This is a genomic window from Actinomadura rubrisoli, assembly GCF_004349215.1.
Lineage (GTDB): Bacteria > Actinomycetota > Actinomycetes > Streptosporangiales > Streptosporangiaceae > Spirillospora > Spirillospora rubrisoli.
In genome coordinates this window covers 1-12,646 of record NZ_SMKU01000271.1, presented here as the reverse complement: position 1 = coordinate 12,646, position 12,646 = coordinate 1, and the positions used below count along the sequence as shown (strand labels likewise).

At 68.8% G+C, this 12,646-nt stretch carries 10 protein-coding genes; 4 read left to right on the top strand and 6 right to left on the bottom strand.

The genetic code is table 11. The features are described from left to right. Positions 1-320 precede the first annotated feature (320 nt). The gene (locus E1298_RS34790) at positions 321-2,255 is read left to right on the top strand and encodes a right-handed parallel beta-helix repeat-containing protein (protein WP_207945011.1); all 1,935 of its coding nucleotides are present in this window, start codon (positions 321-323) and stop codon (positions 2,253-2,255) included. A 218-nt stretch (positions 2,256-2,473) separates the two neighbouring features. Here the strand turns inward: E1298_RS34790 and E1298_RS34785 are convergent, their stop codons facing one another. From E1298_RS34785 to E1298_RS34775, 3 genes are all read right to left on the bottom strand, one after another. After that, positions 2,474-4,138: a flavin monoamine oxidase family protein gene (locus tag E1298_RS34785; RefSeq protein ID WP_131900943.1), complete on the bottom strand. Its 1,665-nt coding sequence runs from the start codon at positions 4,136-4,138 to the stop codon at positions 2,474-2,476. Between the two features lie 152 nt (positions 4,139-4,290). Then, a complete protein-coding gene (locus tag E1298_RS34780) occupies positions 4,291-4,902 on the bottom strand; it encodes a response regulator (protein WP_131900941.1) in 612 nt (203 codons plus the stop codon). Continuing rightward, positions 4,899-5,987 (bottom strand): sensor histidine kinase, encoded by a 1,089-nt coding sequence (locus E1298_RS34775; protein WP_207945010.1) that lies wholly within the window; start codon positions 5,985-5,987, stop codon positions 4,899-4,901. The genes E1298_RS34780 and E1298_RS34775 overlap by 4 nt, the downstream gene beginning before the upstream one ends. A 165-nt stretch (positions 5,988-6,152) precedes the next feature. On the opposite strand from E1298_RS34775, the gene E1298_RS34770 reads away from it, so the two are divergent. Beyond that, positions 6,153-7,460, top strand: coding sequence for an alpha/beta hydrolase family protein (locus E1298_RS34770; RefSeq protein ID WP_131900939.1), 1,308 nt, complete (start codon positions 6,153-6,155; stop codon positions 7,458-7,460). Positions 7,461-7,617: 157 nt separating this feature from the next. On the opposite strand, the gene E1298_RS34765 is transcribed toward E1298_RS34770, so the two are convergent. Together E1298_RS34765 and E1298_RS34760 are read right to left on the bottom strand one after the other, a co-directional pair. After that, positions 7,618-8,280, bottom strand: a complete 663-nt coding sequence (locus E1298_RS34765) for a LuxR C-terminal-related transcriptional regulator (protein WP_243725992.1) — start codon at positions 8,278-8,280, stop codon at positions 7,618-7,620. Further along, entirely contained in the window at positions 8,259-9,563 is a 1,305-nt protein-coding gene (locus E1298_RS34760) for a sensor histidine kinase (RefSeq protein ID WP_131900937.1), read from the bottom strand. Before E1298_RS34760 ends, E1298_RS34765 begins: the two co-directional genes overlap by 22 nt. A 137-nt stretch (positions 9,564-9,700) precedes the next feature. Here E1298_RS34760 and E1298_RS34755 point away from each other — a divergent pair, with 137 nt between their 5' ends. Both E1298_RS34755 and E1298_RS34750 read left to right on the top strand, forming a co-directional pair. Then, on the top strand, positions 9,701-10,441 hold the full coding sequence (locus tag E1298_RS34755) for an ABC transporter ATP-binding protein (protein WP_207945012.1): 741 nt from the start codon (positions 9,701-9,703) through the stop codon (positions 10,439-10,441). Next, positions 10,435-12,378 (top strand): FtsX-like permease family protein, encoded by a 1,944-nt coding sequence (locus tag E1298_RS34750; RefSeq protein ID WP_131900933.1) that lies wholly within the window; start codon positions 10,435-10,437, stop codon positions 12,376-12,378. The genes E1298_RS34755 and E1298_RS34750 overlap by 7 nt, the downstream gene beginning before the upstream one ends. Positions 12,379-12,385: 7 nt before the next feature. Here the strand turns inward: E1298_RS34750 and E1298_RS34745 are convergent. After that, the coding region (locus E1298_RS34745) for a GNAT family N-acetyltransferase (protein ID WP_131900931.1) at positions 12,386-12,646 on the bottom strand (261 nt) is incomplete at its 5' end.

Genomic DNA, 12,646 nt, shown 5'->3' with positions numbered 1-12,646 from the left:
CCCTCACCCCTCACTCTGCCCCCTCATCGGCCCCCAGGTAGGCGCCTCTAAGGAGACAGCCGCAAAGACAAGCTCATGGCGGCGGCGGTGACCACATCGCGGAGTTCTGGGGGACGTGACGACAATCCCGTCCTGGACGTGACGCACGTTCCGGCAGCTCACAGGGGCTGGCCGTCGCTGGACCGGTCCGGTGCTGGTCGAAGGGACCAGGGAGGATTCGACTTTCGTCTATGCACGATGGCGGTTCGGCCGTCACCCCGGGCCTCCTCACCGGGAGAGATTGTGATCTGCATCCCGTGAACGCGAGGAGAAAAGAAGATATGAAGGTTCTGATGGGCGCGTCCGCGGTCGGATGTGCCGCCGCGCTCGCCGCGGCGCATCCGGCTTCGGCGGTGGCGCATCATGGGATGGGCCCGGACGCGGCGGCCTCCGTGACGGAGGGGAGCGAGCAGCTCTACGTGGCTCCCTGGGGCAAAGACTCCTGGCCGGGCACCGCCGACCGGCCCTTCGCCACCCCCGCCCGGGCGCAGCAGGCCGTACGGGCGAAGACGCCGCGGATGACGTCGGACATCGTCGTCAACCTGCGCGCCGGGACGTACGCCCTGACCGCGCCACTGAAGATGTCGGCGTCGGCCGGGGACTCCGGCCGCAACGGGCACCGCGTCGTCTACCAGGCGTACGGCTACGGGACGGGCGCGCAGGAGCGCGTGACGCTCAGCGGCGGCCGCGCGGTCTCGGGATGGCGGACGGACCGGGGGATCTGGCGGGCCGACGTCGGTGAGCTCGACACTCGCCAGCTCTTCGTCAACGGAAGGCGCGCCGGGCGGACGAGCATGGGCGCAGGTCTGCCTGGCAAGGTGACCAAGACCAAGTCCGGCTACGTCACCGACAGCGCCGCGCCGCTGTCCTGGAAGCGTCCTCAGGACATCGAGCTCGTCTACACCCTCGCCACCGGCTACTCGGAAGGCCGCTGCGGGGTGGCCGGGATCACCGCGGGGCCGAAGAACAAGACCACGATCACCATGGACCAGCCGTGCTTCCGCCGCGCGAACCAGATCTACGGCGAGATCGCCGACCCGCCGGGCCTCATCCCACCGAACGACGTACAGAACAGTCCTAGCTTCCTGCGCAAGCCCGGCAGCTGGTACCTCGATCGCTCCCGCCCTGGGCACCACGAACTGCTCTACCTGCCCCGCCCGGGTGAGGACCCACGCCGCGCGGACGTGGTCGCGCCTGTCCTTGAATCCCTGGTCAGCGGCGAGGGTACGGCGAAGGCGCCGCTGCACGACGTGGCGCTGCGCGGCCTCACCTTCGCCCACTGCACTTGGCGCGCGCCGAGCCGTCCCGCCGGATTCCCGCACATCATCGGCACCTGGTACTACGTCGGGGAGGACCCGAAGCAGGAGAAGTCGGCGGGGATCCCGGGCGCCGTCGCGTTCCGTGCCGCCGCCCGCGTCACCGTCGAGGGCAACCACTTCACCCGCCTCGGCACGCAGGCGCTGGAGCTGTCGCACGGCGCCTCGGCGAGCGTCGTGCGCGGCAACGTGATCGAGGACGTGTCCGGTGGCGGCGTGCACATCGGCGCGATCGCCGAGGAGCCGGGGACGTACCGCGACAACCGCGTGGAGAACAACTGGGTGCACCACGTCGGGATCGACTACCACGGCGGCTGGGGCATCCTGCTCAATCAGCCGCACGGCTCGACCGTCGCGCACAACCAGGTCAACGACGTGCCGTACTCGGGGATCGTGTTCTTGAACTCCGGCGGCGACGCCAAAACCGCTGACCGGACCCGCGTCCTGAACAACCGGGTGTTCAACGCCGGGAAGGTGCTGCTGGACGGCGGCGGCATCTACTCCAACGGCCCGCAGGGCCCGTCGTTCGCCGCCGGGGCCGTGATCAGCGGCAACGAGGTGCACGACACGACCAACCCGTACGCCGAGAACGACGAGCCGCCGTACGCGATCTACACCGACGACGGCGGCGACCGCATCACGGTCGAGTCCAACGTGATCTACCGCAACCAGCACCCGCTCGGCGGGGTGGAGCCGAGGAGGGTCCGGTTCATCGGCAACTTCTGGGACGACCCCCGTCCGATCTGGTGGGGCCCGTCCAAGGAGGTGCAGATCAAGGGCAACACTCTGCTCTCGAACGACCGACCCCAGCAGGCATGCCAGGCCAGCCCGGCCTGTGCGCGGATCCTGGCCGGCGCCGGGCTCCAGCCCGCCTTCCGCGGCCTGCTCCAGATCCGCTAGCCGATCGGGCGGCGGGGGCTGGGCGCCTTCTTTTCGCTGAGGGGGCGCGCCTCGGTGAGGGGGCGCGCCGTACGCCTTTCTGCGTCGTGGTGATGAGGTCCTGAAGAAGGACGCATTTCCTGGGAGGGGACTGGTCGAGAAGGGAAGGGAAGTGGGGCGGCGCGCCGCTGGATGACAGGCTGCGCCGCCCCTTCGGTGTCTGGCCCCTGGCTGCCAGGTCAGGTGGTCAGGGCTCTGGAGTCGGGGACCTGGTGGACGGGGGCATGGGCGCCTCGGCGGTTACCGTGGATCCAATCGAAGGCCCATTCGGCTGACATCATGGCGCCCTCTTGCCAACCCGGTATGGGGGAGAGTTGGTCGCCGATCGCGAGGAAATTATTGTTGCCCTGGGGGTATATCAGGGTTTGGTATATCTTCTTGTGGTCGGGTAGTGCGGGATCCCAATGGGCCCATCCATGGAGCACATAGGGGATTTTGTGCCAGGCGATCGATATGGCCTGCCGGTCGGGGACGATGGCCTGGCTGAGGAATTCTTCGTGCAGCGTTGCTCCGGCGGCACGGGCCGTGGCCAGGCGCTGGGCATGGGGTTGGTCGCCGAGCTTCGCCCCGCTGTCGTAGGACGCATAGGCGCCGGTCAGGACGCCCTTGCCGGAGGGGGCGAAGAAGTCGTTCGAGGGGTAGACCATCTGCCTGGCAATGTTACCAAACCAGCTGATGCCGCCGTAGATCTGATACCTGTCGGATTCCCAGAATCGTTGGTTGGTCTGCCAGGCGACCTTGCATGCGGGTGCGCTTTGTGCGTTGGCGACCGCCCAGGTGAATTCGGTGGAGAACCCGACGAGGTCGACCTGCTGCCTGAGAACCGGGAGAGGGATGCAACTCAGGCAGTAGTCGAACGTTCGGTCGTGCGTTCCCCGGGCGTCCTTCCAGGAGACCCGTACCCCGTCGTCGGCCAGCCGGATGGCGTGCACGGGGGAGTTCAGGACGATGGTTCCGGCGGGCAGGGATTTGGCGAGTGAGCGGGCTATGATGTCCATTCCGCCGATCGGCTGGAACATTGTTCCCTGCCACTCGTAATCGTCCCCGCGATAGAACTGGTCGTTCCAGAATTCACTTTCCAGTAGGTCTGTGAGGCGCAGCGGGTCGATCTTTTCCGCCATCTGCGTGACGCTCAGGGGTTTCGCCCTGCCGGCGCGGGTGCAGCCGGTGTAGGTGTGGTTGGTCTTGTCGAGCTGACCGAACTCTGACAGCAGGACCAGGAGCTTTTCGCGCTGGGCGTCGGTCAGCGTCTCGCTGCCCGGGATCCCCTTCTTGACGGCGGCGGCCGCATATTCGGCGATATATCCGCGGGTGTCGTGGGTGATGCGGCGATTGGTCCGGCTTGATTTCTGCCACATCTTGTCGGTCTGGTAGAGGTTGGCGGCCGTCTGCATGACGTACGGCTCAAGGGGAATGCGAAGCCTTCGGCATAGCGAAAGAACCCGTTGATGGTGGTGCGGGATCCGGCTCGGTCCGGCGTTGAGGTAGAGGCCCTGGTCGAACTGGCACGTCACGGTGCGGGACGATCCGTCCGCCCACACCTCGGTGATCTTGTCTCCGCGCCGGACGGTGAAGCTGCGTCCGCCGCTGCGGTCCTGGGCCTCCAGAATGGTGACCGCGTAGCCCGCTTGGATGAGTTTGATGGCGGCGGTCATCCCGCTGACGCCGGCGCCGAGAATCGCCACGGTTTTGCCGTCGGCTTTTCTGGCGGAAGGCGTGAACAGGCCGGTGGGAGCAGATTCCGCGTGAGCGGGAGCGACCCCGGTCATGACCTGGAGTAAAGTGGCGGAGGCTGCCATGCCCAGGAAATTTCTGCGTGAGGATCCCTCATGCGGCTTTTCCATCGCGTCTCCTTTTGAGAGATTCTGAGGATGGTGCGTGCGCGAATAGAGCGGTTGGTGATTGCGGGTGGCGGGTCCAAAGGAGCGGTAGCCCGGGAGCGGGGAACCAAGGAGCGGGGACTAGGGAGCGGGAGGCCAGGGAGCGGTGGGCTCGGCTAGAGAAGCCCCTGGTCTTTCGCGTAGAGCGCGGCCTGGGTTCGGTCACGAAGGTCCAGGCGTTGCAGGATCCGGGAAATGTGGTTCTTGATGGTTCCTTCGCTGAGGTAGAGGCGTGTGGCGATCTCCTTATTGGTGGCGCCGGCGGCGATGAGACGGAGAACATCCGTCTCGCGAGGGGTGAGGGAGGCGGGGTCGGGGAGGGCGGTGGCGAGGCGCCGAGTGATCGTGGAATCGAGTTGCGCGACGCCGGAGCAGACCAGGCGGATGGCGGCGGCGAGGTCGGCGGCCGGGAGGTTCTTCAGCAGGTAGCCGATCGCGCCCGCGCGCAGGGCCTGGACGACGTACTCGTCGTCGTCGAAGGTGGTGAGCATCACGACCTTGCAGGACGGGACGCGGCGGCGGAGCTCGGCGGTGGCGGCGACGCCGTCCATACCCGGCATGCGCACGTCCATCAGGACGACGTCGGCGGACGCTGCGGCGGTCACGGCCTCGGCACCGTCGGCGGCAGTGCCGATGACCTCGATTCCGGGCTGGATGCTGAGGAGGGAGGCTATTCCCTCACGGACGAGCTCTTGGTCGTCCACGACCAGAACGCGTATGGGGTTCACCAGGGCACCGTGACCGAGACGGTGGTTCGGCCGGGTGCGCTGGCGAGTTCTAGGCGGCCACCGATGTGGGCTATGCGTTCGCGCATTCCGCGTAGGCCGAACCCCTCGCGCAGGTCGAATCCGCGGCCGTCATCGATGACGATTAGGCTCGCCCGAGTGTCTTCGTAGGCCAGGACCAGGCGGACTTCTGTCGCGTCTGAGTGACGGCAGGCGTTCGTCAGCGCTTCCTGTGCCGCGCGGTAGACGGCCGTGAGCGATGCCAGGGGGCGATCTCGTTCGTCCCCGGTCACGTCGAGGCTTATTGCCAGGCTGTCGTTGTTCAGGTGCTCTATCAGTTCGTTGAGCGCGTCGGTGAGGCGGAAGGGCTGCCGTCCCAGCGCACGGACGGACTGGCGTACCTCGGTGAGGGCGCGGTCGGCCGACCAGCGGGCGTTGGAGAGCGCGTCCTGGGCGGCCTTGGGGTCGAGGTCGGAGAAGGTGGCCGCCCGCTCCAACTGGATGCCGATCGCGGTCAGATGGTGGCCGAGGCTGTCATGGATCTCGCGGGCGAGCCGGTTGCGCTCCTGGGCGGCGGACAGCGCCTCGACCTCGCGCATGGTCCCCTCCAGCCGGACGCGCGCCTCGCGCTCGCGGACGGCGACGGAGGCCATCGTGATGGCGAGGACGATGCCGAGGCTGAACATCACAAGGTCTGACACGTACTCCGAGCGCACCTGCCAGTTGGGAACTAGAAGCGTGAAAGCGGCTGTGAGGGCCGCGATACAGGCGCTGCCCAGGACGATTGCGGTACGGCGGCCGAAGGCGAAGTACGCCGTGAACGGTACGAGCACGAACAGCACTCGCGAGACCCCGGAGACGTCCAGTGCGTTGACCGCGATGTAGAGGGCGATCCGGCCACCGAGCAGAACGATCGGTGGGACGCGTTGATCGAGGACGTCGACGCCCACCAGCAGCAGCAGGCAAGCCGCAAAGCCCACCGTGTGCAGCGAGGGACCCGCCTCTACGGCGGCGTAGTAGACGCCACCGAGCAGCACCGTGAGGCAGAGGAGAGGCGACACCCAGGGCACTGGGCGCTTCATGACCATTTGCGAAGATTACGGCGGCTCGGGGAACGAGGCCATGGGGTGGGGCAGAACTGGCCAATGGGGGTCATGTGCCCATCGGCCAATGCGGGTCTGGCCGTCTCTCACTTATCCGCTGCGGGTCCTTCTCCTTACGTTGCGTGGTGGTCCCTACAGAAGGAGTTCGCCATGGCGCTGCGATCAACCGTGCTCGTCTCGACCCTGCTCGCGTCCGTTCTGACCCCGGCTGCCGCCGTGGCCGAGACAGGATGTGGTGAACGAGGGCTCCGGGTCCCAGGGGCGGAGCGTTCTGTCGCCGTCTGCCTGGACGACCTGACAACGACGGGGACGGTGCCTAGCCAGCACACCGATCCGACCGACTGGGCCGGATTGGAGGCTCCCGGGACGGTCAACCCTTCAGGCGTCCCCGGTATCCAGATCGACGGCTACTTTCCAGACACCTCCACGACCAACACCACGCACGGGTGGAATCACGACGCCCAGTTCGTCATCCGGTTGCCTCGGCACTGGAACGGCGGACTCGTCGTGAGCGGCCCTCCCGGTGTCCGAGAGCAGTACGCCAACGACCGCATCATCGGCGACCACGTCCTGGCCAAGGGGTACGCGTTCGCGGCGACCGACAAGGGCATCACCGGGCCAGCCATCCTCCCGGACGGTCGGCGGCCGGGCGCCACGATCCAGGAGTGGCACACGCGCATGGCTCAGCTGACCGTGGCCGCCAAGCGTGTCGCGACGCAGCGTTACGGCCGTACGCCCCGGTACACGTACGCAGCCGGGCTGTCCGCTGGCGGCTACATGGTGCGTGGCCAACTTGAACAGTTCCCAGGCCTGTACACCGGTGGGATCGACTGGAACGCGCTGCTCTTCACGCCCAAGGGGCCGAGCCTCCTGACCACGCTGCCGCCCGCGCTGCGTGCCTATCCCCGGTACGCGGCGGGTAAGCCGGGAGCCCACGAAGAGATGCTCGCGGCTGGATATCCGGCGGGCTCGGAGCCGCTCTGGGGAGTCCACTACAAGAACCAATGGGACTTCCTCCAGCGGATCGTGCGAGAGGAGCTGGACCCGTCCTATGACGGTGCGACAGTGGCCGGCACACCGTTCTGCCCGGAGGGAACGGGTGCTGGGTGCGACACCGACTACGACTATGGATCCCGTCCACGCGAAGTGCGCGAGGCGGTACGCCGGGTGTCGCTGACCGGACGGATCGGACGCCCGCTCATCAGCATCCAGGGCACGCTGGACGTCCTGACTCCGATCAGCGAGTCCGGCGACATCTACGCCAAGATGATCCAGAAGTCGGGACGGGGCCCGCTGCACCGCTACTACCGCGTCCCTGGCGGCTCCCACACCGATGGGCTGAACGCGGGGTTCCCCACGCTCGTGCGGCCGATGCTGCCTGACTTCCTCAAGGCGTTCGATCGGCTGACCGACTGGACTCAGCATGGCGTCCGGCCGCCGTCCAGCGGAACACTATGAGTCCGGGTCCTGATCAGCGCGGGTCACTCTGCCCCGGGCTCACCGACGACGTGCCTGACGCGTCCAGCAGAAGGGCGCGGTCGTGTCGTGCGTCGGCCCCAGGGCATGGCCTCCGTAGCCAAGCAGGGAAGCTTCGTGGCTAACCTGTTGGGCCGTGCTAGGCGGCACCGCCGCGAAGGTAGGCGAGGACGGCCAGTACCCGGCGGTGCTTGTCCTCGGTCAGGGGCAGGTCGAGCTTCGTCAGGATGTTGCCCACATGCTTGCCCACCGTCGCCTCCGAGACGACGAGCTGCCGGGCGATCGCGGCGTTCGAGTGACCCTCGGCGATAAGGCCCAGGACCTCCCGCTCCCGCGACGACAACCGCGACAGTGGGTCGTGGCTGCGGCGCAGGAGCTGGCGGACGACCATGGGATCGACGACCGTCCCGCCCTCGACGACCCTGCGCAGCGCGGAGACGAAGTCCTCGACGTCCACCACGCGGTCCTTGAGCAGGTAGCCGACCCGGACGCCGTCGTTCGAGTCGAGCAGGTCGGCGGCATAGCTCAGCTCCACGTACTGGCTCAGCGCGATGACGGCCAGCCCGGGCCTGGTCTTGCGCAGTTCCACGGCGGCGCGCAGGCCCTCGTCACTGAAGCCGGGTGGCATCCGGATATCGGTCACCACCAGCTCGGGCTCATGCTCGGCGACGGCCTTCTTGAGCGCCTTCGCGTCCTCGACCGCCGCCACGACCTCGAACCCGAACCTGGCGAGCAGCCCGGCGAGCCCTTCCCTCAGGAGTACGCCGTCCTCGGCGAGGACTACTCGGATGGTCGGCTGCACGGGAGCTCCACGCGTAGGAGAGTCGGCCCTCCGGCCGGGCTGGACAGCAGCATTCTTCCGTCTACGACCGCCACGCGGTCCGCAAGACCGGTCAACCCGGTGCCGAGGCCCGGATCAGCACCGCCGCGACCGTCGTCCTCTATCTCCAACACGAGGACATCGTCTTGCAGATGCGCGGACACTGTGGCCCGTGTCGCCTCGCTGTGCTTGGCGATGTTCGTCAACGCCTCCGCGGCGACGAAGTAGGCGGTGCCCTCTTCATGCGCAGGCAGCCGTTCCGGGAGATCCGCCCGGACGGTCACCGGGATCGGCGAACGGTCGGCCAGTTCACCTAAAGCGGCCGGCAGTCCCCTGTCCGTCAGCACGCGCGGATGGATGCCTCGGATGAGTTCACGCAACTCGTCCATGAGGCGCTTGGCCTCTTCGTGGGCATCGGCCACGCTCCGTCCGGCGGCCGAGTCCGGAGACAGATCCATCCGGGCGAGACCAAGCTGCAGCGTCAGCCCGATGAGCCGCTGCTGTGCCCCGTCATGCAGATCCCGTTCAATGCGGCGGCGCTCGGCCTCGAACGCGTCCACCAGCCTGGCCCGTGAGCGTGCCACTTCCACCAGCTCGGCCCGTAGCCGTTCCTCGGAACCACGTCCGAGGAGGACACGCGCCAGGACGGCATGGACACCCGTCAGCAACGCCGCCAGGTACGGGATTGCGAACGCCAGCACCACCCCTACCAGCGCATACGGGACGGCCTCCATCGGCGTGGCGACCTTGAACAGGCCAAGCGCCACGGGTTCGCCACTGCCCCGCGCCAGTAGCGGACTCAGTATGAGACCACCGACCAGCAAGGCGAACATCAGCAACGCCCCGTACAGGACGGGTGCCAGCGTCACGAGCAGACAGGCGTAACCCAACTCGCGCCAGATGGCCGCCTCGCCATAGCGAACGCGCGACCACGTCTGTCCGGCGTGCCCGGAGGAGACGGGCCGCGTGTCGATCAGGCGCAGCCTTCGCCGTTCTACCTCCGCCAAGGGCGCCGCGACGAGCGGCCCCAGCCCGGCGAGAAGCAGCGCACCGAGCGCGACGAGCAGCAGACGAGCACCGAAGGGTTGCCGGGACGACAAAGCGGCGGCCCACGGCAGCGCGAACAGCCCGAAGGGGACGGCTGCGGCGAGCACCGGAATCGGTGTCGTCAGCAGATAGCCCGCACATCGCCACGGCCACCGCGAGATCAGAAACCGGCGCTTCGCCGCCGCCTCCAGCACGGTGCGTGGTTCCGAGACGGTCATCCCAGCAACGCTAGCCAAGAAATCGGTAGTCGCACGGTATGCCTAGCCCTACCTCAAGATGGGGGCAGGACGTGATGCCGCGGCCATCCGCCGGGTGATTCCGTGAAGGGGCGGATCACCAAGGAGGAAACGTGTCCATCACAGCGACGATCGCGGCCGAGCTGCGCGGCGTGAGCCGCGAGTACGGGCTCGGGAACGCGCAGGTCAAGGCCCTCGACGGCGTCAGCCTGGCCTTCCCCGCCGCGTCGTGGACGGCCGTGATGGGTCCGTCCGGCTCGGGGAAGTCCACCCTGCTGCACTGCGCCGCCGGGCTCGACAGGGTGAACCGGGGCCAGGTCTTCCTCGCCGGCCAGGAGGTCACCGCCGCACCCGACCGGGTGCTCACCGAGCTGCGCCGCCGCACCGTGGGCTTCGTCTTCCAGAGCTTCAACCTCATCGGCTCGCTGACCGCCGAGCAGAACGTCACGCTCCCGTTGAAACTCGCCGGCGTCCGCGTCCGCCGCGCAGACGTCCACGCGGTGCTCGGCGCCGTCGGGCTCGGCGACCGGCTGCGGCACCGGCCGCGCGAGCTGTCCGGCGGCCAGCAGCAGCGCGTCGCGATCGCGCGGGCCATGGTCACCCGGCCCGCCATCCTGTTCGCCGACGAACCGACCGGCGCGCTCGACTCCGCGTCCGCCCGCACGGTCCTCGCCCTCCTGCGCCGGATGGTCGACCAGGAGGGGCAGAGCATCGCCATGGTCACCCACGACCCCGCCGCGGCGGCGAACGCCGACGCGGTGGTGTTCCTGTCCGACGGGCGGCTCGTCGACCGGCTGATCCGCCCGTCCGCCCGCGAGGTGGCCGAACGGCTCGCGCTGCTGGAGGCGGTCCCGTGCTGACCCTCGCGCTGGCCACCTTCCGCGACCGCTGGCGGCTGTTCGCCGGGGCCATCATCGCCGTCGCCCTTGGCGTCGCGCTCGTCCAGTCGTCCCTGCTCGTCATGGTCTCCACCGACCGCGCCCCGATCCCGCCCGGCACCACCGGCCAGGCCAGAGAGGAGCTCCGCGAGGGGTACGCGGGCGCGGCGACGCTTCTCGGCATGACGGTGATGCTGTCGGCGTTCCTCACGATCTTCATCGTCAGCTCCACGTTCGCCTTCACGGTGGCGCAGCGCCGCCGCGACCTGGCGCTGCTCCGGCTCATCGGGGGCGGCCGCGGCCAACTCGTCGCGCTGCTCCTGGCCGAGGCCCTGCTGCTCGGGCTCGTCGGCACCGCGGTCGGTGTCCTGGTCGGGATTCCGGCGATGTGGGCGCAGTCCTGGCTGCTGATCGCGCTCGACTTCCTGCCAAGCGGCTTCACCCCTGGCTGGGACGGCGGGGTGCTCCTCGCCTCCGTGCCCGTGGGCGTGGGCGTATCCCTTCTGGGCGTGCTCGCCGCGTCCCGCCGTGCCGCGAAGGTCCGTCCGCTGGAGGCCCTTCGCGATACGGGCGGAGCCGCCCGGGTCATGACCCCGGCGCGCTGGCTGTCGGGCCTGTCCGCGCTGGCCTTCACGATCTGGATGGTGTCGCTCGCGCAGTCCGCCGAACTGCTCGGCGCGATGATGATGGCCCTCGGCATCTCGATCACCGGGGCCGTCGCCCTGAGCGCACTCAGCCCCCTGGTCGTTCCCCTTGTCGGCCGGGCCCTTGGCGTCCTCCTCCGCCGGAGCACGCTCGGAGAACTCGCCCAGGCCAACCTCCGGGACGGTGTCCGGCGCAGCGCGTCCACCGCCGCCCCGCTCATCGTCCTCGTCGCCCTGCTGCTCGGCCTGACCGGAACGCTGGGCTCACTCGCACTGATGGCGGGCGAGGAGCAACGCCGCCTCGTCGTCGGCGACCTGATGGTGGAGTCGTCCGGTGCGTCCGCGCAGAAGATCACCGCCGTCCCGGGCGTGGCGACGGCCTCGTCCGAACTCTCGATACCGATGAGTGTGACGGTCCGCCACCACGAGGAGGGCCGCTCGTGGCGGCGCACCCACTACTCGGGCATCGTCGCGGTCGACGCCCCGTCCTACCAGCGCACTCACCGCATCCGGCTGCGCGCGGGCTCGCTCGCCCGGCTGCACGGCCCGACCATCGCGCTCGGCCCCGGGATGGCCCGCGAGGGCATCCGCCTCAACTCCACCGTGACGGCCGTCATCAACGGGCGCCCGACCCGCCTCAAGGTCGTCGCCGCCCTCCGCGAAACGCTGGAGAACTACTCGGAGACCTTCCTGGTCCCGCGCGATGCGATCCCGGCCGCCACCCTCGCCAACGCGCGGGCCCACACGATCATCCAGGTCGCCCCCGGAACGACCCCCGCCGCCGTCCGCACCGCCATCCGCACGGCCGGCATCGGCAAGGTGCAGACCATCGCCCAATGGGCCGACGCCAGAACCGCCGCCCAGCAGCGCGGCAACATCGGGATCCTCGCCGTCCTCATGGGCATGGCGGGCGGTTACGCGGTCGTCGCCGTCATCAACGCCGTCGTGATCGCCGGCGCCGAACGCCGGACGGAGTTCGCCGCAGCCCGCGTCACGGGCCTCACCCGCACCCAGGTGGTCCGCGCCGCACTGATCGAAACATGGGCGGTCACGTCCATCGGCCTCGCCTTGGGCTGCACCGTGGCGGCCGGAGCCCTGTCCGGCATGCTCGCCGCCTCCCTGCACGCCGCAGGCCGTCCCCTGGTCGCCGTCCCATGGACGCTCCTGGCGATCGTCACACTCGCGGCCTTCGCCATCACCGGCGCCGCCAGCATCTGGACGACCCTCTCAGCCACCAGACCCCCCCCGGTAACGCTGGTGGCAGCCCGTGAATGACAACCGCCTACGCCACCGGCCGCGACTGCCCATAGACATGCACCTGCTGCCCCCGGTACTCGGTGTCCCGCAGATGCCGATGCCCGATCCGCTCCGCCACCGCGATGGAACGGACGTTCCCCGGAAGGATCACCGAGATGACCTCGTCCGCCTCCAACTCGGCAAAGCAATAGGCCACCGCAGCCCGCGCCGCCTCCGACGCATACCCCCGCCCCCAGTACTCGCGGCCCAGACACCAACCAACCCCGAGCCCAGGAAAGCCATGCGG